This is a genomic window from Paenibacillus amylolyticus, from assembly GCF_036894225.1.
Classification (GTDB): Bacteria; Bacillota; Bacilli; order Paenibacillales; family Paenibacillaceae; genus Paenibacillus; species Paenibacillus amylolyticus.
This window is the reverse complement of record NZ_CP145892.1, coordinates 4,018,600-4,043,161: the sequence shown is the minus strand read 5'-3', so window position 1 is coordinate 4,043,161 and position 24,562 is coordinate 4,018,600. Positions and strand designations below refer to the sequence as shown.

Below are 24,562 nucleotides of genomic sequence, written 5' to 3'. Positions count from 1 at the left end.
GGGGAAAACCTGTGGCGAAAATACATGTGCTTGATGAACATATTGCCAACCAGATCGCGGCGGGTGAAGTGGTCGAACGGCCTGCTTCAGTTGTCAAAGAGTTGCTCGAAAACTCGGTGGATGCAGGCGCCACCAAGATTGAAGTGACGGTGGAAGAGGGCGGACTCCTCAGTATTCGTGTCAAAGACAATGGTACAGGTATTGAGCCAGAGGACATGGAAACCGCCTTTTATCGTCATGCGACCAGCAAAATAGCCCATGGCCGAGATCTGTTTCAGATCACAAGTCTTGGATTCCGTGGCGAAGCCTTGGCGAGTATTGCCGCCGTGTCCAAAGTAGAGGTATTGTCGGCAAGTGACAATGATGGGCGGGGGCGCCGCATCGTAATTGAAGGCGGGAACCTTCGCACTCATGAAGACGCAACCTCACCCCAAGGTACAGATTTTGCAGTGAGAGAACTATTTTACAATACACCTGCCAGACTCAAATATATGAAAACGATCCAGACGGAACTGGGACATATATCAGATGTCCTTTACCGGATGGCGATGTCTCATCCAAACATTTCGTTCCGACTGCGCCATAATGAGAATGTGCTGCTTCAGACGTTGGGCAACGGCGATCTGCTGCAAGTGGTTGCAGCGATCTATGGGACAAGTGCAGCGAAAGCGATGCTTCCCATCCAGGGTGAAAGTCTGGATTACCGGGTGAGCGGGCTGATCAGCCTGCCAGAATGGACACGAGCGAATCGTAATGGTATGTCAACGATTGTTAATGGGAGATTTGTTCGCAATTACGGTCTCAATCAGGCGATTCTCAAAGCCTACCATACCTTGCTGCCCATCAATCGCTTCCCACTTGTCGTGGTGCAGTTGGAGATGCACCCCTCTCTTGTGGATGTGAATGTGCATCCGGCCAAGTTGGAGGTTCGCTTTAGCAAGGAACCAGAACTGTATGAATTTATAGAGACGACGTTGCGGGGTATACTCCGGCAGGAGGTACTGATTCCACAGGTCAAAAAACAGCAGATTCGACGTGGGGACGATAGTTCCTTTATCCAGGAACAATTCCTCTTTCCACGTGGTCCGCTGAAAGATGCATCTGATGCAGAAGGATATGGGCAACAAGGGCCACTTGGGAAACCTACTGCTGCACCGCTGAAGTTGGCTACCGAAGATGATGATCTGGATTTGGATGCTCCGGCTGATGTGACCACAGGACAGACAGTATCTGAACAGGGTCACTCAGTGCCGTTGCCCGAAGCTCCACCTGAGATTACACACCCCCCTGTGCAGTTAGAAAGTTGGAATGGGGATATTTTGCAGAAGATTGCTAGTTATGACGGGGGGCAGACATCCGCTAACGTGCAAGACGGCACTAAGGATGTAAGTACAAGTTCAAATACAAGTTCTACCGAAACTGTTCCCAAATCTGACCTCTCTTCTCAAGATGGTGGGGATCGTGGAGCAACAGAAAAACCGTTGGCTGAAGGCAAACCAGCTACGTATCGCTCCGAATCCGTAAATTCACCGGTTAGGGAAGCACGTTCATCGTATAATCCGTCTTCAGTTACGCGAAGTGAACGGACGTGGAAAACTTCAGGTCTTCCTGATGCCGCTAAACTTGCTGCTGCCATTAAATCAGATGCCTCCATGCCTGAATTTCCGGAGCTGAGTCTGATCGGACAGCATCATGGTACGTATTTGATTGCCCAAAATGACCAAGGTTTATATTTGATTGATCAGCATGCCGCTCATGAACGCGTGAATTATGAGTACTATTACGAGAAATTTGGTAACCCTGCCCAGGCCTCACAAGAGTTACTGCTGCCGATTACGCTGGAATTTACACCTTCGGAGACGGAAAAACTGAAAACAAGGCTGGCCTGGTTCGAACAGGCGGGTGTATATTTGGAACATTTCGGTGGACAGACGTTCCGCGTGCGTTCCCATCCGTTCTGGTTCCCCAAAGGGGACGAGAAAGACATTATCGAAGAAATGTCCGAGTGGGTTCTTAGTGAACGCAGCATAGATGTAGCCAAGATGCGAGAAGCTGCATCCATAATGTGCTCGTGCAAGGCGTCCATCAAAGCGAACCAAAAGCTGACCGATCAGGAAGCAGAGGTGCTGATTCAGCGTCTGGGTTCATGTCGTCAGCCCTATACGTGTCCACATGGGCGGCCGATTGTGATTTCATTTTCGACATATGATCTGGAAAAATTGTTCAAACGTGTTATGTAGCTATTTAGGAGGAATCTATGTATATTACAACCGGTGAAAAGGAAGCGTCTTTACTTGTGGAGCGGGCCCGAAACCTTGCTGAAACAACAGGGGGTACTTACGTGCGCCGTAATAAAATGTCTCTGCCCATGATGATTGAACACTATGAGGCGGAGGAGGTTCTGGTTGTACTCCAGGGTAAAGTGCGTCTATTTCGGAAGGATTCACCGTTGCTGGAGTTCCACCCCAGCATGGGATTTGTTCGTGCCAAACGTATATTGCGAGGAGAACCTGATCCACTGCTGGAGGCGGGGGCGGTGAATGAAGGGGATACCATCATCGATTGTACAGCCGGACTGGGCACGGATGCACTGGTGTTCTCGGTTGCAGTGGGCAAAAGTGGACGGGTGATTGCATGTGAGAGCTCTCTTCCGCTATATACACTATTAGTGGAGGGGATGTCTCAATATGAGACGATCAAGCCAGCGGTAAATGAAGCTTTCCGGCGTATTGAGCTGCATCATGCGAATCATCTCGATTTGCTTCGATCGTTGCCGGATCGAAGCTGTGATACCGTATATTTTGACCCCATGTTCCGTGAACCGATGATGGATTCAAGTGCTATACAGCCCTTGCGAGATTATGCAAATGCTCACGCGCTGGATGAACAGAGCATTATGGAAGCGAAACGGGTTGCCCGTAAACGGGTAGTCATGAAAGAAAAGCGCGGCAGCGCGGAGTTTGACAGGCTCGGATTTGAAATACTTGATCGGGCGAATGCAAAAACCCTGTACGGAGTGATTAATGTTGAAAGTGGAAGTTAGACCAAAACCTAAACTGCTTGTGTTGGTTGGACCAACAGCAGTAGGCAAAACAAGAATGAGCATTGAGCTTGCCCAAGCCTTCAATTGTGAGATTATCTCAGGAGATTCGATGCAGGTATATCGTGAAATGGATATCGGAACTGCCAAGATTACCTCTGAAGAAATGAAGGGTGTACCCCATCATCTCATTGATATCCATGAACCGGAGTATCCGTATTCTGTGGCTGAGTTTCAGGAGAGTTGCACACGATTGATTAGTGAAATCCACGAACGCGGTAAAATGCCTTTTATTGTAGGGGGCACCGGTCTGTACGTGGAATCGGTATGTTACGGCTTTCAATTTTCCGATAGTGGTTCGGACGAAGCGTTCAGGGAGCAACAATTCAGCTATGCTGAGCTAAATGGAGCTCAGGCCCTTCATGATCGACTGAGGGAAGTTGATCCAGTTAGTGCGGACCGTTTGCATCCGAATGACCAGCGGCGAATTGTACGTGCGCTTGAGATCCATCATCTCACTGGAGAGAAGTGGTCTGATCAGCTGGCAGTACAGAAGAAAGAGTCGCCTTATGACCTTCTTATTGTTGGTTTGACAATGGATCGGCAGAAGTTGTACGCCCGGGTAGAAGAGCGGATTGATCTTATGATCGAACAAGGTCTGGTGGATGAAGTGAAGTCCCTGTTGGAACGCGGAGTGGCCAGAGGTCATATTTCCATGCAAGGGCTGGGGTATAAGGAGATTGCAGCGTTCCTGCAAGGGGAAGTGAGTTGGGAAGCTGCGGTTGAGTGGTTGAAGAGGGATACACGTCGGTTTGCCAAACGGCAGCTTTCCTGGTTCCGCCATATGAAGGATATAGAATGGGTGGACATGACGGATACCCGGGATTTTGAAGGGAAATACAAGCAGATAAGTGAATTGATTACACAAAAATTTGATTGATTTAAGCGAATATTAGTATTCTTCTGACAGGCATCGATTAGGTCAAGATATGTAAACCTCTACCTTCTGGTCATCAAAAGGATAGAGGTTTTTACTTATCACTAGAACAGATGGTAGAGATTAAACATTCGCCAAACAACGAATAAATGTGCTTTAAAATGAAGAATTTGTCCCTCTTTTGCAAAACAGACAAGCGGTGTATAATGGATAAGTCTTCTATTTGTTCACCTCGCTAAGAATGGGGGTAAAATAGCAGACAAGGGGTTTTTGTGGATTATATGAAACTGTTCATGATATAATAGCACGAAAGCTACTCAGCGATATTGAATATTACTTGAACACGAATTCAAATGAACCAATGGGGGTACGGCTAATGAACAAGTCCATCAACATCCAAGATACGTTCTTGAACCAACTGCGGAAAGAAAATATTCCTGCTACGGTCTATCTGACCAACGGCTTCCAAATCCGCGGGACGATCAAGGCATTTGACAATTTTACGATCGTCATTGACAGCGACGGACGCCAGCAAATGGTCTACAAGCATGCCATCTCCACGTTCACGCCGCAACGCAGCGTATCGCTGATGCAGCAAGATAACAGCGGCGAAGCTTAAAAAAATTACGAAACCTTTTCACCAACCATTTCGTCTACAAGTATAGGTATTGAAACAGAGCAACCTGAATAAAGGGTTGTTCTTTTCATTCCGGGCAAAATATGTTTAATATATGCCTGAGCCTACAGACGATTAGAAATTATGCAACCGAAAGGGAGTCAGGAGGTAACATGCCAAACGATCCGTTGTCGAGGTCTAACAATCGCAACAACAATAACAAGTCACCCAAAAAAGCGAAGCCAAAGACCTCTAAAAAGAAAAAAATTACGGGTAAACGCGTTGGATGGACACTGTTTTTCACAATGGCAATCGCCATATTCTGTGCACTTGGCGGATATTTATTTATTATGGTGAGTGGTGAAAATCTGCTCAAAGCCAATAAGGACAAAACCACAATTAATGAAACTTCAAAAGTATATGATCGCAATGGCCAATTAATGGGGGAACTATCCATTCAGAAGCTGGAACCTGTCAAAGAAGACGATATTCCTGAGCTTGTAAAGCAAGCCTTTGTTGCAACGGAGGATAAGCGATTCTACGATCATCAGGGCGTGGATATCTGGTCCATTGGGCGTGCGGCGGTTAAGGACGTCATGGCTCGTTCCATGGTGGAAGGTGGTAGTACACTAACCCAACAGCTTGCCAAGAACATGTTCTTGTCCCGTGACAAAACGTTCTTCCGTAAAGCAACGGAAGTATCGATTGCCATGGCATTAGAGCGCAAGTACACAAAAGACGAAATCCTGACGATGTACCTAAACCGTATTTTCTTCGGTCATCAGCGTTACGGGATTAAAGCAGCATCTGAATTTTATTTTGGAGTTACTGATCTCAAGAGGTTGAAGTTGTGGCAAATCGCGACCTTAGCAGCTATGCCGAAAGGGCCTTCTGCCTATAATCCGGTGAGCAATCCAAACGACTCAAAAGCACGTCGAGGTGTGGTATTGCAGCTGATGTATGAACAAGGCTACATTACCAAGGCGGAGATGGACGAAGCAAAAGAGATTAACTATAATTACAAGCGACCAGAGAAAGACAGGAAGTATCAAGGTTTTATAGATTATGTGCTCCGTGAAGCTGAACGTGTAACAGGCAAAACGGAAGATGATCTGAATATCGGCGGATACAAAATCTATACAACTATGGATGCTCAGGCTCAAACAGCCATGGAAACTGCCTTCACAGATGATAGTCTGTTCGAGGCAAGTAAAGACGATCAACAGGTTCAAGGCTCCATGGTTATCATGAACCATGAGAATGGTAGCCTCGTTGCCCTCCTAGGAGGACGGGATTATCAGACTAAAGGTTATAGCCGTGTAACGCAGAGTCGAAGACAACCAGGTTCAGCTTTTAAACCGATTGTGTCTTATGCACCTGCGCTTGAATCAGGAAATTACAGTGCCAACTCGTCGCTGAGTAATGCGAAGCAATGTTTTGGTAACTACTGTCCTGGTAACTTGCATGGATATTCTTCAACGATCAGTATGACGGATGCCATTACGAAGTCGGAAAATATCCCTGCGGTTTGGCTGCTTGATAAAATAGGTGTTAACACAGGCATTAATTTTGCCAAGAGTGTAGGCATACAGCTGACAGATGAAGACAAAAACTTGGCGATTGCCCTCGGTGGTCTAAGTAAAGGTACAAATACACTGGAAATGGCGCAGGCCTATAGTGCATTTGCCAACCTCGGAGAATACCGACAAGCCTATGCGATTAAAGAAATCAAGGATAGCGCAGGCAAAACCACTTATAAACATGATAACTCGGACACAACGCGTGTTATGAGTGAGCAAAATGCGTATCAGCTCACACAGATGCTGCAGAACGTCGTTAATGACGGTACGGGACGTTCAGCACGTCTGGATCGTCCGGTAGCGGGTAAAACAGGAACAGTTCAAAGTGGTATCTCTGGCAACAGTGCCAACCGTGATGTATGGTTTGTTGGATACACCCCGGAATGGACTGCCGCAGTCTGGATGGGCTATGACAATCCGGATGCCAATCATATGCTTAAGAACAGCAGCAAGCTGTCGGCAGCTTTCTTTGCCAAAGTCATGGGAGATGCTTTAAAAGGCGTTCCAGTGAAGCAATTCAAAGCACCAGCTGGAGGGCAGGCACCTCCGCCAGTAGAAGAACCAGAAAAGCCGGCTCTGTCCGTTAGTGGGCTGAGTGGATCATACGATCCAAATGCACAAACCGTCTCCCTGAGTTGGACTGGAACGGGTGACGCGAGTACGCAATATCGAATTTATCGGAAAGAAACATCTGAAGCCCAGTTCACTCATCTCATTGATTCAATAGGAGCGACCAATGCACAAGATTTAAGTGCGTTGCCTGGGCTAACCTATGAGTACTATGTGACAGCTTACGACTTGGCATCAGGACTTGAGACGGATCCTTCCAACACCATCTCCTTGATGATTGAAGCGCAGGAAGTGCCGCCGGAGGAACCTGATCCTGGTATAGACCCTGGAACAGAGATTGATCCTGAGCAGCCAGGTACGGAGAATCCGGACAATGGTATACCCGATAATGGCAACTCGAACGGTAATAACGGTAACGGTAATGGAAATGGAAATGAAAATGGCAATAACGGTAATGGTAATGGTAATAACGGAAACAATGGCAACGGTGGTAATAACGGCGGAAACGGTCAACCTGGGGAAGGCAATACGACCCCACCTGGTCAGGGCACAACAGATCCTGGCGGAAATGGTGAAGGTTCCGATGACGGGGGCGTAACAACGCCGGGCGAAGTTGTAACTCCGGACAGCGGAACAAGTGGGGATACTGGAGGGACAGATGCACCTGCAGATTCCCAAGCTGGCACCGGCGGCTAAGCCAATGAATCACTAAATAGCTACATTATAGCTACATTGAAAAAACTGCTTCCCGGGAAACCGGTGAAGCAGTTTTTTTTGTGTTATACAAAACCAACTCTAATGGAAACCGATTTGATGAATAGGTGGGACAAAGCTTGATTTTGAGTGTAAACCTTAAATATGGTAAGCTGTAACTATTCGTAATACGTTGTGCAAGGGCGGGCCCAGAGCGCTGGAATCCATCAGGCGGACGTTATTACATTGTTCACCAATAACATCAGAGCAGGTCACGGACCTGTAGTCGGCAAAGAGGGGTTCGTATGAAACGGAAATTCGGGGATCGCGCGAACTGGCGCCGGATTACGAACCGACAATTCACATGCCGGTTCGTTCAATCCAAAATTTTCACAGGTTATATTACGTTGTACACCATACAGGATTTGAAAGAACCTCTGTGGAAAACTTATGGAGGCAGTACCTTCTGTATCGCAGATAAAGGTTATTCCTGGCTGCAATACTATCCGAAGGGAGAGCACTTTGTAGTTACGGCGATGTTTGACGATAAGGAACGGATTGTAGAGTGGTACATTGATACATGTCGTAGTCAGGGGATAACCGATCAGGGTGTTCCTTGGTTTGATGACCTGTATCTGGATGTCGTTGTATTGAAAGATGGGGAAGTATTTTTGCTGGATGAAGATGAGCTTGAAGATGCACTGTCACGAAAACATATTACAACGGGTGATTATGACTTGGCTAACAAGACGGCAAAGGAACTGCTGCATGCCATTGATGCACATGTATTCCCATACTTTCAGTTATCACTGAAGCATAGGCCGAGTTTGTTTGAGAACGGAGAGTTTCGAAAAAATATTCAGATTTGAGTCATCTACTTATCCGTAGAATTCTTCATGATCCTTCTAATATTGGAGCACCTGATAGAATACATTAATAATCAGGAGAGTTCAGCCCGATAAAATAGAGGTGATGGCGAATGAACGGACGGGTCATGGCTGCAGGAGAGCAACCAGGAGGCAGACCATCCAGACAAATTAATATTGTGTTGCGTAACCAGGAACCTCAGATGTTGGTCAAAGATGAAGCAGCGGCAGTACAGGCAGCCAAGAGTATAACCAAACATGCGCACTTCCAGGAGATACAGGGTGAATTGGAGCAACTGGTTGGACTTGAAAATATCAAAGACTTGGTGTTTGAGATCTATGCTTTCCTACAGATTGCTCAGATGCGTACCGAAGCAGGCTTACTTAGTGGTGCGCACGTGTATCATATGATCTTCAAAGGCAATCCCGGAACCGGTAAGACCACCGTGGCGAGGATCGTTGCCAAACTCTTTCAGAAGATGGGTGTGTTGAGTAAAGGTCATCTTATTGAAGTAGAGCGTGCGGATCTGGTTGGAGAATATATCGGTCACACGGCGCAGAAAACAAGAGATCTGGTCAAGAAGGCACTCGGTGGAATATTGTTCATTGATGAAGCTTACAGTTTGGCCCGCGGGGGAGAGAAGGATTTTGGCAAGGAAGCAATCGATACGCTTGTAAAATCAATGGAAGATAACAAAAATCAGTTCATTCTCATATTGGCTGGTTATTCAGATGAGATTGATTTTTTTCTTCAGACCAATCCCGGATTACCTTCCCGCTTTCCCATTCAAGTGGAGTTTCCAGACTATAGCATTGATCAGTTGATTCAAATCTCTGAGATTATGGCCAAAGAGCGTGACTATATTCTAATGCCACAGACCATACTCAAGCTAAAACAACATTTGCTTCAGGAAAAAAATGATTCGCTGCATGCGTTCAGTAACGCCAGATACGTTCGTAATGCCATTGAGCGTTCGATCAGGCATCAGGCGGTTCGTTTGTTGGAACAATACTCGGAAGGCAGTCCAGGAAAACTGGAGCTGATGACAATCCGTACAGAGGATTTGAACTTTGAGCGAAAGTAAGCGATAATATAGTTTTTACACCAGCCGGCCGGGCCAACCGGTTCGGCTTAAGGCATGCCATGGCATATTCGTGGCAATGTATATCAACGGATTGATTAAGTAATTAGAGGGAGTGAACATATACATGACAAATGGCACGCATGATACAGATATGGTCAAAAAAGATCGCGCCGTCTTGGTGAGTCTTGTTACGGATGATGTTAAACGTACAGGTATCAATCCTGAGTACTCTTTAGAGGAATTGGTGAAACTTGCCGAGACAGCTGGAGTGGAAGTGCTAAGTGTACTTTCTCAGAACAGGGAAAAACGTGATACCAAATGGTTCATTGGTAAAGGTAAGGTGGAAGAACTCCGTGCAATCGCGGAGGAGCTCGGAGCAACTACGGCTATTTTTGATCAGGAATTGTCAGGTGCACAGGTTCGTAATCTGGAAGAAACCCTCGATCTCAAAATTATTGACCGTACCCAATTGATTTTGGACATCTTTGCACAACGGGCCAATACTAGAGAAGGTATCATTCAAGTGGAATTGGCTCAACATAGCTATTTGCTGCCACGGTTGTCGGGTCATGGCAAGAACCTGTCCAGACTCGGGGGCGGAATCGGAACAAGAGGCCCAGGTGAAAGCAAACTGGAGACAGACCGCCGTCACATTCGTGGTCGTATCGATGATCTGAAACGTCATCTGGAAGAATTGACACGGCATCGTAAGTTGCATCGTGAACGCCGTAAAAAGACAGGTATTGTTCAGGTGGCCCTTGTTGGTTATACCAATGCTGGCAAATCAACTTTGCTCAAGCAGTTGACGGCTGCAGATGTGTATATTCAAGATCAGCTATTCGCAACATTGGATCCTACATCACGTACGATGGAACTTCCAAGTGGAAAAGAAATCGTACTTACCGACACGGTTGGATTTATTCAAAATCTACCGCATGATCTGATTGCAGCATTCCGGGCAACGTTGGAGGAAGTGAATGAGGCAGACCTGATCCTGCATGTTGTGGACGCCTCATCAGCTATGCGTGAAGATCAGATGCGGACGGTTAATACGATTCTGCAAGAACTTGGTTCAGGGGACAAGCCGCAGTTAGTCCTGTATAACAAAAAAGATGCGTGCACACCAGAGCAGCTTGAGATGCTTCCATTGGATAAAGACCATATTAAAGTAAGCGCATTAGACTCGGAGGATCTGCTTAAAATCCGTGAATTCATTCAGACAGAGCTGACAGGTGATACGAAGCGCTTCCGTATTCCGGCAGAACGTGGTGATCTTACGTCAGTACTCTATAAAATTGGTGATGTAGTGGATACCAGCTTTGAAGAGAATGATGTCATTTATGAAGTTGAATTGCAAAAAGGTGAATATGAGAAATTTGGTTATATGCTTGAAGAATTCATTGAATTGTAATATTCATGACATATTGATGTGATAAGTTACACGATAATGGATATTCGACGTCAGATTCGTGCTATGAAGGGGAATGAAGTAAGATGGTAAGCTTTGATTCAGAAATATCTGAACTTCAACGTCAAGTGGAGCGTCAGATTGAAGGACAACTGCAACAGATTGATCGGATCACAGATCACAATCAATGGAAGGTGATTCATGCTTTCCAACAGCGAAAAGTAAGTGATTTTCACTTTGCAGGTTCAACAGGTTATGCCTATAACGATCGTGGGCGTGAAGTACTTGATGAAGTATATGCTGATGTATTCGGCGCGGAAGCCGCGTTGGTGCGTCCTCATTTTGCTTCAGGTACTCATACGATTAGTACAGCTCTCTTTGGAGTTTTGCGTCCGGGTGACGAATTATTGTACATCACGGGTAAGCCTTACGACACGTTGCATAAAGTTATTGGCAAACCCGGTGATGGCACAGGTTCATTACGCGATTTTGGCATCGGTTACCGTGAGACGGCCTTAACTGATGAAGGTGGAGTGGACTGGGCAGCAGTTGAAAAAAACATTACACCGGCTACAAAAGTCATTGGGATTCAACGTTCACGTGGTTATGACTGGCGCTCATCCTTCTGTGTTGCTGAGATTGCTGACATGGTTACGCGTGTTAAAGCGCTTAAGGAAGATGTCATCGTATTCGTAGATAATTGTTACGGTGAATTCACGGAGGAACGTGAACCGACAGAAGTCGGAGTTGATCTGATGGCCGGATCACTGATCAAGAATCCTGGTGGAGGCATTGCGGAAACCGGTGGATACATATGTGGGAAGGAACAATACGTACAGTTGGCAGCTTATCGTCTGACAGCCCCTGGAATTGGGGGAGAGGTGGGAGCAATGCTGGGGACAACACGTGGCATCTACCAAGGACTTTACATGGCACCGACAATTGTAGGACAAGCTATCAAAGGAAGTACGTTTGCTGCTGCGATGTTTGCTGAATCCGGATTTGTAACCAAACCCGCCTGGAATGAAGCTCGCACAGATCTGATCCAGGCTGTTAAGTTTAGCTCTGCCGAGCATCTGATCGCCTTCGTGCAGGGGATTCAGCGTGCAGCAGCTGTGGATAGCCATGTGGTTCCTGAACCGTGGGATATGCCTGGTTATGAGCACCCTGTCATTATGGCGGCAGGTACGTTCATTCAGGGTGGAAGTCTGGAATTATCAGCCGACGCGCCTATTCGGGAGCCGTATATCGGGTATATGCAAGGCGGATTAACGTACTCTCATGTCAAATATGGCGTTTTGATGGCGTTACAGACTATGAAAGATCGTAAATTATTGTGAGTTTATCTAACACGTCATTGACACTTGGTAATAACTAAATGTACAATAGGGTGAAGAATAGATGACTGGAAGGTTGATGAACATGGGTGATGAAATCCGCAGAAATATGGCCTTATTCCCAATTGGTATTGTAATGAAACTTACGGATCTGTCTGCACGTCAGATTCGTTACTATGAGCAGCACAGCTTGATCGTTCCTGCGAGAACGTCAGGTAATCAACGGTTATTCTCTTTTAATGACGTAGAGAGATTGCTAGAGATCAAGGCTTTGATTGAAAAAGGAGTTAACATCGCGGGCATCAAACAAGTGATGAATCCTGTTTCAAAAGAATCCGAGGAAGCTACAGTTATCACGCCAGATACTGAAGTTAAACGCAGAGAGCTGTCCGATACGCAGTTGCACCGCTTGCTGAAGCAGCAGCTTGTATCAGGTAAGAGACCAGGACAAGTATCTCTCATTCAGGGAGAGCTTTCCCGATTCTTTAATAAAAACTAAATTCGCATAACTTGGCGAGTGAGGGGAAAACATGCACTTTTGGTGTGAGACTCCTTGACCCGTGGAACTTTCTAATGTACAAATATAACAGGCAAGCCAAATACGCAGATAAGAAAGGGAGAGGTTATAGTGAGTTATACAAAAGAAGACATTCTCCGCATTTCGAAAGAAGAAAACGTACGATTCATTCGATTGCAATTTACTGATTTGCTTGGAGCTATCAAAAACGTTGAGATTCCTGTGAGTCAGTTGACTAAGGCTCTGGATAACAAGATGATGTTCGATGGATCTTCCATTGAAGGTTATGTACGTATTGAAGAGTCCGACATGTACCTCTATCCAGATCTAGATTCTTGGCTTATTTTCCCATGGGTTGCAGAGAACCGTGTTGCACGTCTGATTTGCGACGTATATCTTCCGGATGGTAATCCGTTCCCAGGAGATCCACGTGGTATCTTGAAACGTAACCTGAAGGAAGCCCAAGATATGGGATTCACTTCCTTCAACGTTGGTCCTGAACCCGAGTTCTTCTTGTTCAAAACAGACGAAAAAGGAAACCCAACTAACGAACTGAATGACCAAGGTGGTTATTTCGACCTTGCGCCTACGGATCTTGGTGAAAACTGTCGTCGTGACATCGTTATCACACTTGAAGAAATGGGCTTTGAGATCGAAGCTTCCCACCATGAGGTAGCTCCAGGTCAGCATGAGATCGACTTTAAATATGCTGATGCTCTGAAAGCAGCTGACCAGATCCAAACGTTCAAACTCGTTGTTAAAACGATTGCACGTCAGCATGGTTTACATGCTACATTCATGCCGAAACCGCTGTTTGGTATGAACGGATCCGGTATGCACTGTAACCAATCTTTGTTCAAAGGCAATGAGAACGCATTTGTTGATGAGTCGGACGAGTTGGGTCTGAGCAAAACTGCTCGTCACTTCATGGCTGGAACTCTGAAGCACGCACGTGCGTTTGCAGCAATTACTAACCCAACTGTGAACTCATACAAACGTCTTGTACCAGGTTATGAAGCACCTTGTTATGTAGCATGGTCTGCTAGTAACCGTAGCCCAATGATACGTATTCCAGCTTCCCGTGGTCTGAGTACACGTGTTGAGGTTCGTAACCCGGATCCGGCTGCTAACCCTTACCTGGCTTTGTCTGTTCTGTTAAAAGCAGGTCTGGACGGAATCAAACGTGAGCTTTCCTTACCAACTCCAATTGACCGTAACATCTACATCATGTCAGAAGAAGAGCGTGTGGAAGAAGGCATTCCAAGCTTGCCAGCTGACCTGAAAGAAGCATTGAATGAATTGATCCGTAGCGAAGTCATCTGTGATGCTCTCGGCGACCACGCCTTGGCTCACTTCTATGAGCTGAAAGAAATTGAGTGGGATATGTACCGCACACAAGTCCACCAATGGGAACGCGATCAATATATTACTTTGTACTAATAGCTGAATTCCTTGTAACTACGGGGTTTTGAAGTATCTAGCCGGGGGACGTTTTGAGGAGATTGCACTTCTATTGAGGTTGCGTCCCCCAAACGTCCCCCGGTTTTTGATTCTCTGATCCAAAAATACGGGAAGTGTACTCTTCATATTTATCAATGTTACGCTTTTCTAGCTTTTTAGAAATATGAGCATACACATCGGATGTAATTTGCACACTGCCATGCCCAAGTTGCTCTTGTACAAATTTTATGTCAGCCCCAGCTTCAAGTATTACCACGGCATAGGTATGTCTCAAGGAGTGAATTGTTAATTCCTCACTCAAACCAGCCTTTCTCAAAATCCTCTTCGAAGCATTAAAGAGACTAGATTTAGGCATCGGACTACCGTCGTTTTTGCACAAGACTAGGTTTAAATCGTGTCTGTATATTGACTCCCCTAAATTGATCTTATTTTGATTCTGCCATGAAGCATGATACCTTAAATCATTAATAATTCCGTTACTTACACTAATTGTACGGGTAGAATTTTCGGTTTTTGTATCTCCGAAAAGTTCGTCCTCGTCTTCAGCTTGGAAATCGAGTGTTTCATCCACGCGGATCGTCTTTTCTTTGAAATTGATATCCGACCACTTTAAAGCGGCAGCCTCACCTTTTCGTAAACCCGTTTCAATCAGCACTTTAAAGAAAATCCAATAAATGTACCCATCTCCTCGAGCAGTATGAAGAAATTTGGGAATGTCCTCTGAATCAATGAATTGAATCGACTTTTTTTGTGCTCTCCTTTAATAATTGAACCTTTACATGGATTGCGTAATATTTTCCCTTGAATCAATGAATGCTCCATGGCTGAGTATACAGTAGAATTAATGATCTCGACCGTACGTTTGCTGAGCCCCTTTTTAAATAGAGAGTCCAAAAAGACCTGATACATATCTGGTTTTAAATCTTTGAGCATCAGACGCTTAAAATAAGGTTTGATATGGGTGTTAAGGTTGTTTTCATGTAGTTTGATCGTATTCTTTCGTACAACTCCTTTTTTGTAGTTATTTATCCAATTTCGAATGTAATCGACCAAAGGAATGTCGGTCTGTTCGAACCCTTGCTTTAGCTGCCTTAAAAATTCAGCAGCAGCCAATTCAGCTTCTGGTTTAGTTCGAAAACCAGCCTCGGATTTCTCTTTTTGTTGTTGAGTGAACGGATCGGTGTACTTTAACCGATACCTCCAGCCACTTTTTAATTTCTTGAAACTTGCCAATTTGATTCCTCCTAATAGAACGTTAGTTCCTTTTTTGTGTATGTAAAACCGCCTCACGGCGATGTAAGCGTAATTTTGAGCAGAGTAGTGAAATGTTCTGGGTTAAAGATGAAAAAGGAGAAAGAGCTTCAAATTAAAGCCGGAAAAGATATTTTAAAGAAATCATCAAAAAACGAGCCTTCGGTAACTAAGGCTCGTTTGTGCAGGAGTCATATTTGGCTCCAATAACTATGTTTGGATTAGTGCAGAGGTTTCTTGCGGAAAAGTAACTAAAACAATTCCACCCTATTTCACAGGATTTGACCATACTTTAGCTTTAAAGTTCTTGTCCTTGGTTCGAGACCAGAACTTGTACCGATTGCCGAAAAGGAAATGATCTGATTACCGATTAGATAAGTATTTAACTACTTGTCACTGCTCTAATTCATTAAGCTAGCGGGCAGTTTAGTTTAAGATTAACTGCGGCGAACCATATCATCGCTAGTGATAAAGCAGAGAATTGAACTGGATATCGCATCGGCAACGCTGAGTTTGCAGGAAGGAGCTTAAAGTATTCACGTACTCGATACATGTGGAGTGTCTAATATTGATGGTCCGTAAGGAATAGATGAGATGTGACAGTTTAGCTCAAACGACTTAATTGTATAGTGTTGACACTTCGCCCACTTGGAGTAATATGTTACTATTGAGATAGCATTCTATTTCCAATGAAGACATATTTTAGTTTGAATGTTATCTATGAAGGGGAGACACTATGACAATGTTCGAGATATGTTCTATACAAAGTCTATTTTATGAACAACGGCGGTTGTTTGTATAGAGCTAATAATATAAGTAACCGCTTAAATCCGGATAGTGATAATTGTTATAGTGTAGACTTTACTACCTTAAAATTCAACTATTTTAAGGAGCGGCTATCATGAGATATGTAAATGCCGACATCATCTTTCCAGAAGAATTACTAAATGAAATACAAAAGTATATTAACGGTGGATTGGTTTACGTCCCTAAATCAAAAGGTTTGCGTAAAAAATTGGAGTGAAAATTCAGGCAGTAGAAAAATTTTAATCTTAGAAATGATGAAATCCGGCGAAAGTTTCTCGATGGTGGCACTATCGAGAAACTTTCAGATCGATTTTTCTTTTCAAGCGATACTATTAAAAAGATCGTTTATACAAAATAATAGTTTAACAAAAGTCGCATTGGAAGAAATTCTAATGTGACTTTTTTGTGTATATTATGGTTTAAATTGTTTACTACATATTTTCAAGCTTTTACTATCGTTATAATAACATATAAGAGAAGTAGTTGGTTTACTTCATAAAACTGTAGGGGGATAACAAATGAATGATTTTTTTAGATTTGATACTGATGAAGAACGGCGGGCGTTATTAATCAGAGCAAGGAAAGTCGCTTTATCTGCAATTGGAAAGTATGACTTAGAATGGGATAACATCCAGTTTATTAAACTATCCGATACGATCACCTATAAAATTGAAACCAGTACAGATAACAATTATTTACTTCGCATTCATTCGGACCGATTAAGCAGAGAGGAAATTCGTTCGGAGCTCCTACTGTTACAAGCCCTGAACAAATCGAAAGATCTAACTGTACCAGAAGGGATGGCAAATTGTGATAGTATTTATGTATTGGACATCGAAACAGAGATAGGATATAGGCGCCCTTATGTAACGATGATGCGGTGGATAGAAGGTGAAAAAGCAGTAGGTGAATTTACAGATAATCAAGCATATAATATGGGTGTATTGATGAGCAGGCTCCATGCAGCGGCAAAGGATTTCAATCCACCTTCTGATTTTGTAAGACCTACTTGGGGAGTGGAAAGTTTTAAACGTGAAATGGCTAAGTTGGAACGTTATTATGAACGTTTTTTATCCGAAGAGGGGTGGAAGCTGTATCAAGATGCAGCTGAGAAGGTTGTATCCCAACTTACCACGATGCATCCAAGTGAACATAACTATGGGCTCATTCATGCTGATTTACATACCGGTAATATGGTTTTTAGAGATAATCAACCCTATCCGATTGATTTTGGAAGATGTGGGTACGGATATTATCTCTATGATATGGCAGGTACCATATTGGAGCTTTGGCCAAAACATCGATGGATGCTTGTCCAAGGTTATGAGAGTATTAGGAAGTTGGAAACGGACTATATTCGGGATCTGGAATGTTTTTTTGTCATGTTCATGATCGAGAACACCTGCCATCACTCCTCTGATCCAAGAGAAACAACCAGTTTAATCGATGAACAAAAGTATGCCCAAGCATACATAAGAGAATATTTAAATGGTAATCCATTTTTATTCGAAGTGATCGAGCCTGTAAATGTGGATTAATACTAACCGATACCGGGCTAAAATAATGATATCTTATGGTGATGATTTACAATAGGTCGCTGTTTAGAGTGTTTGTTCGTATCATCAAGTTTTAAAAACGTGAGCTATGACTTCGAGTTTATATAAGATCTACTTGTGTACTTAGCGCTGAAACTTTTCTGTTTATTATGAAGATTTATGCTTATTCATGAAGTTTGTCCGATCCAATTGTTCTTCAGCTTCTCTAGTTCCCCTTCATTTTCGGGGTGTATTTTGACAGAGCTGTTTGGGTCGTTTCGTGATTTTTTAAACTGGCATTGAGTTGGAATGAAGGCGACTCGAATTGGTGGGTCGTCTTTTTTCTTTTCTAGGGGCTTGATGGTTTGCGCCGAATGTTCAGTTCAGCGAGATGCCAAAAACGGTTGAGGCATTATGGAAGATCGAGCTTTTATATGGAAAGCATCCGTCCTATACGGAGCGTCCAGAATGGGTAGCTGTAGGAATGATGGGAAAACTTCTGATAAGAGATGATGGCACATGTCGAGAGAACGGGTACTGTATAGAACGTTATTTCTTTTTTTGTGTATGTAAAACCGCCTTACAGCGAGCGCAAGTTAATCAAAGTATCGAACAGAGCAGTAAAATGTTGTTGTTGAAAGATGTAAAAAGGAAAATCTTCGAATTAGTAACGGAAAAGATATTTTACAAGATAAATCAAAAAACGAGCCTTTGTATATAAGGCTCGTTTGTGCAGGAGTCATATTTGGCTCCGAAAGTTATGTTTAGTCTACTACATTTGTTTTATCGCTGAGAAAGTAACTATAACAATTCTACCCTATTTCAGAGAATTTGACCATACTTTAGCTTTATAGTTCATGTCCTTAGTTCGAGACCAGAACTTATACCTTGTACCAAGTGTCGGAATAGAGATGTGTCTAATCATTGTGCGTTTAACTGAAAATATCATTTAGTATCCTAGCGCATGAGAAGTTACATATTATTATATAGCAACTGCAACGCTGAGATAGGGAGTCAGATATTAAAAACGAAATATAGTACTGAAAATAGTTGTTGAGCAAAAGGGATTATACTGGTTAAAGCTATCATCATAAATATTATTTAAAAACTTTAAGGTATATAAGAGAAATTATACCAAATTTATGTCATAATATTTTGAGTTGGAAATACAATACTTGATTCTGTGAACAAGAGGTGAGAGCAACTATGAAAAATAGAAACATAACAGGTATTGTATTGGCTATAATCTATTGCATTGTTCTTTACTTTATTTTAACAGATTCTCCGCCTGGCGAAGCTCCAAATAATCCGTTCTGGGTTTATTTGTTTATTCCAATTGGTGCTATTGTGATTACATCTTTGTTTGATTACGTAATCAAATTCGATTTTTTTAGAAAAAAGAAAGATTAGAATTGAATGGAGGACTAAAATGATACAAACAATGAAAATTGCTAAAACATTTTAGCCGGAGTCATGCTTTCTACATCTATCTCAATTCCAGCATTCGCTCAAGATCAGGCAAATTCTTTCCCAGCACTTCAAGTGGAAAATAGCCTTTTAGAACTAGTCGAAAGTACAACCGATAATTCCATCACTTTTAAAGACGGTTCTACATTAATTCAATATGACAGCTATTATATTGCAACAGATTTAAATGGTAAAGATAAGTTAAAAATTACAAAAGTTGATGAGACTAAAGTAAAGTATGAAAATCTTCAAACTGGCGAAGTGAATTATGCTACAAACGAAATAAAACCTATTCACGAAGATCTCAGTTTCTCGCCACAAGCATTAGCAGACGGTTATGTATATAAAGGCAAAGTAGAAAATTCCACAGAGATAATATATGCAACTGCTTCTGCAATAGCAGGTATACTTGCTTCCTTTATAGGAGGACCTGTAGGTGGTAGAATAGCGGGCATACTTGTAAGCATCGGTGGTTATTATGTTTCTAAGGATGCACCCAGAGCCTATTGGGTAACAAAAACATATACTAGAGATGTTAAGCATAGTGATTTTAATGCGACTTTATTCATCAGGAAAGACCATCATTATTACAAATATCATGATTATACCGATTTTATTGATACCGCTTCGACAATCCAGACTTGCCAACCTTTTGGTTGTGGTCCAGTAAACGAGTATTAATTCTTTTATGTTGTGGGATAGAAAAAGCCGATTAAAGTTAAAATGTACCCTATAAGATGGACACTTTGAAAAAAGCCCATCTTATAGGGTATTTTGTTTATAATGAAAAAAAAGAGGTTGGAGCGGAAATGTTACGACGAAAAGATTACTGACAAAGAAAGAACAAGAACTGCTAAAACGGAATCCAAATGTAATCGCTGTTAGCGAAAAGGCGATTACGTACACCGATGAATTTAAGCGCCATTTCATTGCACAAAATGAACAGGGGAAACTGCCACGAGACATTTTTGAAGAAGCAGGCTTAGATGTTGAATGTATTGGTTTGGAGCGTGTTCGTTCTTCCGGAAAACGTTGACGTGCTTCGTATCGTGAAGCGGGTGTAGAAGGCTTACAGGATACACGTAAAACAAATTCAGGTCGCCCATCGGAACGTGAATTAACATTAGAACAAAAGATTGAACGATTAGAAGCAAAAAATCAATTGTTACGAGCGGAAAATGAACTGCTAAAAAAACTCGATCTACTCGAAAGGCAGATGTTGAAAAAGAAATAAAAGTGGCACCAGAGCTGAAGTTTGAACTCATTTATCGGACGATCTGAACGTATAAAATGAAACGGTTAATCAGCTATCTATGCGATGTTATGGAAGTATCACGTTCTGGATACTACAATTGCTTCTCTGAAAAATCAGTGCAGAAGCGTGTAGCTAAAGCCAAAACAGATAAGATTGTAAAGGCGTATCATTTTCGTGGACGAAAAAAAGGAGCACACCAAATCAAAATGACGTTAGAAAATCAGTACAAAATGACGTTCAACTTGAAGCGGATTCGCCGGATCATGAAGAAATTTGAGATCATCTGTCCCATTCGAAAGTCTAATCCAGCCCGTAGAATGGCAAAAGCAACGAAAGAACATCGCACTTGTCCAAACGAATTACAGCGCAATTTTAAGCCAGGCGAGGCGGGAAAGGTGTTATTAAGCGATATCACATATTTAACGTAAAAAGTCAATAAACGTGCGTATTTATCGACGATTAAAGACGCACAGACGAATGAAATTTTAGCGTATGAAGTTTCTTCTTCGTTAAGTATAGGAATTGCGCTAAACACGCTTCGTAAATTACAGAAGCATCGCCATTTAACCAAAGATGCGTTGATCCATTCTGATCAAGGCTTTCATTATACGAAACCACAATTCCAATCCGTAGTGAAGAAAATGGGATTAAGACAATCCATGTCACGTCGAGGCAATTGTTGGGATAATGCTCCCCAAGAATCGTTCTTTGGGCATTTTAAGGATGAAACGAATATCAAAGATTGCGAAACATTAGAAGAAGTAAAACGAGAAATTAAGAGTTATATGACGTACTACAATCATTATCGAGGGCAATGGAATTTGAAAAAGCTGCCGCCTGTAAAATACAGACAGCAGCTTCAACAAGTTGCCTAGTTTTTTTTCGAAATGTCCTTTACAAAGGGTACACTTTAGAATTCAGAAGCCTTCTTTTAGTATTGTTATATTTAATATACGTGAATTTTATTGTGATGACAAAATTACTCCATTTTCGTTACGTAACCTTCATAGTTTCCGTAATATAATCCGTTTGAGTAGGTAGTAGATGCTAGATTGAGTACTCCATACCAAACTCCATCAGCATAAGTATATGTCTTTGGAACATACTTCGCATCTCCATACTTATTGTTAGCATCTGAATATCTCACATATTTTTGCGTCGCCTGAATCGTAACACTTTGTGCAGTTACAGAACCTTGAACAGAAGATGAGGCAGAAGCAAGTGATGCTGGAACAGCAATACTTGCTACTATAGCAGTGAGCGCTCCAATTGTGGCTAGTTTCTTTTTCATGTAAATACCTCCTAAATTTTTTTGAATGAATTATAAAACTTTACTTTCTAAAAATACCATATAATTCTATGTAAAATTATGATATATATTACATTGTGATTTGTATTTCTTCCCCTACAGATCTACTAACGTAACTTCCAAAAATTCCTCCAACTGATTAAATAGTATATCCAATCTAAACAGATTTGGACGATCATGAAATGCAGCGGATGAGTGAGATACTAGATGACTTTTTTTAATAGAAGTAGTACAAGTTGATTTGATATTATTTAACCCTTTCTTCGAAGACAGCTCTCAGATGTAGTTGTTGGATTAAAATCTGCTCGTTGTGAAGTTGTGGCCGGGAATGGATAAATCATCTGAAAGCAAATTGCCAAAACATGTCCCCTGATTCTTCTTCACTTGCCCACGTAACATTTTTGTGTTTATCTGTGACCAAGGCTTACCTTTATAACAAACATATTCGTTCGTCGATTTAGATAATCGCAAAACTCACTTTTCATTAATATTAAACTGTCTGAAGCAAAAGATTTAAATCAAACTTCCTTAGAAATTCTGATAGCCATGAAATAGAAAGGAATACTAGCATTCACTCATTTAAAATTCCAACCATCGTTCAAATACATACAAATGGATGTTTCATTTGTATGTTGAAAGTTTCATATAGAAGAGGTATACTTTAATTAAATTTTAAACAATTTAATTTTAAATAATTAATTGGAGATGTTAATATGGATCAGGCAAAACAACTGGTGACAGATCAACGTACATTTTTTTATACAGGACAAACTAAAAATATTGAGTATCGGATTAATTCACTTCAACAGCTTAGAAAAGGAATTGAAAAGTATCAGCAACGGATTCAAGATGCACTTCGGGCAGATTTGAACAAATCAGAGGCGGAAGCTTACGGTTCCGAGATTCGCATTGTTCTGGGTGAACTGGATTTTGCATTAGAACACCTGCAGGAATGGGCTGTACCAAAACAAGTCCCAACCAATTCGGCTATGCCGGATGGGGTGAGCACCATTTACCCTGAACCATACGGAGTGGCTCTTATTATTGCACCTTGGAACTATCCTTTCCAACTGGCCTTTGGTCCACTGATTGGAGCAATTGCAGCCGGTAACTGTGCAGTTATCAAGCCTTCTGAATTAACACCAGCGGTATCTCGTCTGACATATGATCTGATTCAGGAGATCTTCCCTCAGGAGTATATCGCCGTTATGGAAGGGGAAGTTGAAGCCAGTACAGCATTGTTGAAAGAGAAGTTTGATTATATTTTCTTCACAGGAAGCACAGGTGTTGGTCGCATTGTTATGAAGGCAGCTGCGGAGCATTTGACTCCTGTAACCCTGGAGCTAGGGGGCAAGAGTCCTGCTATTGTCCATAACGATGCAGAACTGAAGCTGGTGGCCCAGCGTATTGTTCGTGGTAAGTTCCTGAATGCAGGCCAAACTTGCGTTGCTCCGGATTATTTGCTTGTACATGAACAAGTTCATGACGAATTGATCAATCTGATTGGCGCAGAGATCAAAGATAAATTTGGGGACGATGTGTTACAGAACGCTGATTTCCCGCATATTGTTAACTCGCGTAACTTTGATCGGTTGTCGAAATTCCTAACAGATGGCAAAACGCTGATTGGTGGACGTTCTGTACGAGAGCAGTTGCTCATTGAGCCGACTGTACTTGGAGATGTGAACTGGGAATCAGCTGTCATGCAAGAAGAGATCTTTGGTCCGATTCTTCCTGTATTTACGTACAGTGACCTGAATCCTATGCTAGATGAGATTGTTCGCCGGCCAAAACCATTGGCGCTATATCTCTTCACACAGGATGAGCAGCTGCAGGATCAGGTTCTGAATCAAGTATCCTTCGGTGGGGGATGTATTAATGACACACTTTCTCATATGACTTCACACTACCTCCCGTTTGGTGGTGTAGGAGAGAGCGGTATGGGCTCATATCACGGACAACAGAGCTTTGATGTGTTCTCGCATCACAAGAGTGTTCTGAAACGCAGTGAATAATTAGCCGCTAAAATAACATAAACATGAAAAAAAGAGGTTGTCCTGTTGATCAGGATAACCTCTTTCGTATTTCATTACATCTAGTTTTGTTACTCAAGTTAAATATTAATGAATATCTCGGAAAAGGCCAATGACTTTACCCAGAATACTAACATGTTTCAAACGTAAAGGTTCGAAGGTCGCATTCTCCGGTTGAAGGCGAATATGATCTTTCTCTTTATAGAACGTTTTCACTGTAGCTTCATCGTCTTCAGTCATTGCAACGACGATATCACCGTTATCAGCAGTTTGCTGTTGACGGACAATAACGTAATCTCCGTTAACGATTCCAGCTTCCACCATGCTATCTCCGACTACCGAAAGCATAAACACTTTCTGTTCGCCTACATAATGTGTAGGAAGAGGGAAGTAGTCTTCAATGTTCTCGGTTGCAGTGATTGGAACCCCGGCTGTAACCTTACCAACAACAGGAATACGTGCAACGCTATGAGCAAATTGATGAGAATGCTCAGATTCTTCTTGGCTCAAAAGCTCAATGGCTCTTGGCTTGGTAGGGTCGCGTCGGATCAAACCTTTTTTCTCCAAACGATCCAAATGTCCATGTACTGTTGAGCTGGAAGCCAGTCCAACCGCTTCACCAATTTCCCGTACGGAAGGAGGATACCCCTTCAACCGGACTTCATTTCGTATAAACTCCAGAATAGCCTGCTGCCTGCTGGATATCTTCGACATACCGTATCAACCCCATTTTAGTAACGTTTGGGAAAATTATAACATAGAACCTCCGTTCGTACAAACATAAGTTCTAAATAA

At 42.6% G+C, this 24,562-nt stretch carries 18 protein-coding genes and 2 pseudogenes; 17 read left to right on the top strand and 3 right to left on the bottom strand.

Translation table 11 applies throughout. The annotated features are described in order from the left end of the window. Nucleotides 1-11 precede the first annotated feature (11 nt). The 11 genes from mutL to glnA all read left to right on the top strand — a co-directional run bounded on the left by mutL (nt 12) and on the right by glnA (nt 14,089). Complete coding sequence (mutL, locus tag V6668_RS17940) at nt 12-2,240, top strand: DNA mismatch repair endonuclease MutL (RefSeq protein ID WP_338706327.1); 2,229 nt, start codon at nt 12-14, stop codon at nt 2,238-2,240. A 17-nt stretch (nt 2,241-2,257) separates the two neighbouring features. Continuing rightward, nucleotides 2,258-3,043, top strand: coding sequence for a class I SAM-dependent methyltransferase (locus V6668_RS17935; RefSeq protein ID WP_338706325.1), 786 nt, complete (start codon nt 2,258-2,260; stop codon nt 3,041-3,043). Further along, nucleotides 3,024-3,980, top strand: coding sequence for a tRNA (adenosine(37)-N6)-dimethylallyltransferase MiaA (gene miaA / locus V6668_RS17930; protein WP_338706324.1), 957 nt, complete (start codon nt 3,024-3,026; stop codon nt 3,978-3,980). The genes V6668_RS17935 and miaA overlap by 20 nt, the downstream gene beginning before the upstream one ends. 373 nt (nt 3,981-4,353) lie before the next feature. Next, nucleotides 4,354-4,596, top strand: coding sequence for an RNA chaperone Hfq (gene hfq, locus V6668_RS17925; protein ID WP_017687918.1), 243 nt, complete (start codon nt 4,354-4,356; stop codon nt 4,594-4,596). Nucleotides 4,597-4,766: 170 nt separating this feature from the next. After that, nucleotides 4,767-7,439 (top strand): PBP1A family penicillin-binding protein, encoded by a 2,673-nt coding sequence (locus V6668_RS17920; RefSeq protein ID WP_338706323.1) that lies wholly within the window; start codon nt 4,767-4,769, stop codon nt 7,437-7,439. Between the two features lie 302 nt (nt 7,440-7,741). Next, nucleotides 7,742-8,305, top strand: a complete 564-nt coding sequence (locus tag V6668_RS17915; RefSeq protein ID WP_036613560.1) for a DUF402 domain-containing protein — start codon at nt 7,742-7,744, stop codon at nt 8,303-8,305. Between the two features lie 110 nt (nt 8,306-8,415). After that, nucleotides 8,416-9,387 (top strand): AAA family ATPase, encoded by a 972-nt coding sequence (locus V6668_RS17910; protein ID WP_036613563.1) that lies wholly within the window; start codon nt 8,416-8,418, stop codon nt 9,385-9,387. 124 nt (nt 9,388-9,511) lie between these two features. Next, nucleotides 9,512-10,798: a GTPase HflX gene (gene hflX, locus V6668_RS17905; RefSeq protein WP_076317601.1), complete on the top strand. Its 1,287-nt coding sequence runs from the start codon at nt 9,512-9,514 to the stop codon at nt 10,796-10,798. Between the two features lie 83 nt (nt 10,799-10,881). Next, complete coding sequence (locus V6668_RS17900; RefSeq protein ID WP_338706321.1) at nt 10,882-12,135, top strand: aminotransferase class I/II-fold pyridoxal phosphate-dependent enzyme; 1,254 nt, start codon at nt 10,882-10,884, stop codon at nt 12,133-12,135. A gap of 82 nt (nt 12,136-12,217) precedes the next feature. Further along, on the top strand, nt 12,218-12,631 hold the full coding sequence (locus V6668_RS17895; RefSeq protein WP_017687924.1) for a MerR family transcriptional regulator: 414 nt from the start codon (nt 12,218-12,220) through the stop codon (nt 12,629-12,631). A gap of 129 nt (nt 12,632-12,760) precedes the next feature. Next, complete coding sequence (gene glnA / locus V6668_RS17890; RefSeq protein WP_036613569.1) at nt 12,761-14,089, top strand: type I glutamate--ammonia ligase; 1,329 nt, start codon at nt 12,761-12,763, stop codon at nt 14,087-14,089. A gap of 70 nt (nt 14,090-14,159) precedes the next feature. On the opposite strand, the pseudogene V6668_RS17885 reads toward glnA, so the two are convergent. Further along, nucleotides 14,160-15,343: pseudogene (locus V6668_RS17885) on the bottom strand (tyrosine-type recombinase/integrase). A gap of 919 nt (nt 15,344-16,262) precedes the next feature. On the opposite strand from V6668_RS17885, the gene V6668_RS17880 reads away from it, so the two are divergent. From V6668_RS17880 to V6668_RS17860, 5 genes and pseudogenes are all read left to right on the top strand, one after another. Further along, nucleotides 16,263-16,385, top strand: a complete 123-nt coding sequence (locus V6668_RS17880; protein WP_268745234.1) for a hypothetical protein — start codon at nt 16,263-16,265, stop codon at nt 16,383-16,385. 301 nt (nt 16,386-16,686) lie between these two features. Continuing rightward, the gene (locus tag V6668_RS17875) at nt 16,687-17,706 is read left to right on the top strand and encodes a phosphotransferase enzyme family protein (protein ID WP_338706319.1); all 1,020 of its coding nucleotides are present in this window, start codon (nt 16,687-16,689) and stop codon (nt 17,704-17,706) included. Nucleotides 17,707-18,909: 1,203 nt separating this feature from the next. Beyond that, nucleotides 18,910-19,113, top strand: coding sequence for a hypothetical protein (locus tag V6668_RS17870; protein WP_017688028.1), 204 nt, complete (start codon nt 18,910-18,912; stop codon nt 19,111-19,113). A 63-nt stretch (nt 19,114-19,176) separates the two neighbouring features. Next, nucleotides 19,177-19,851: an adenosine deaminase gene (locus tag V6668_RS17865; protein ID WP_235200808.1), complete on the top strand. Its 675-nt coding sequence runs from the start codon at nt 19,177-19,179 to the stop codon at nt 19,849-19,851. Between the two features lie 148 nt (nt 19,852-19,999). Beyond that, a pseudogene (locus V6668_RS17860) lies at nt 20,000-21,300 on the top strand (IS3 family transposase). Nucleotides 21,301-21,404: 104 nt separating this feature from the next. Here the strand turns inward: V6668_RS17860 and V6668_RS17855 are convergent. After that, entirely contained in the window at nt 21,405-21,716 is a 312-nt protein-coding gene (locus V6668_RS17855; protein ID WP_036673874.1) for a hypothetical protein, read from the bottom strand. 731 nt (nt 21,717-22,447) lie between these two features. Here V6668_RS17855 and V6668_RS17850 point away from each other — a divergent pair. Then, nucleotides 22,448-23,749 carry an aldehyde dehydrogenase gene (locus tag V6668_RS17850; protein ID WP_338706318.1) on the top strand — a complete coding sequence of 434 codons (1,302 nt, stop codon included), beginning with the start codon at nt 22,448-22,450 and terminating at the stop codon, nt 23,747-23,749. A 105-nt stretch (nt 23,750-23,854) separates the two neighbouring features. On the opposite strand, the gene lexA is transcribed toward V6668_RS17850, so the two are convergent. Then, nucleotides 23,855-24,481 (bottom strand): transcriptional repressor LexA, encoded by a 627-nt coding sequence (gene lexA / locus V6668_RS17845; protein WP_017688034.1) that lies wholly within the window; start codon nt 24,479-24,481, stop codon nt 23,855-23,857. Between the last annotated feature and the right edge of the window lie 81 nt (nt 24,482-24,562).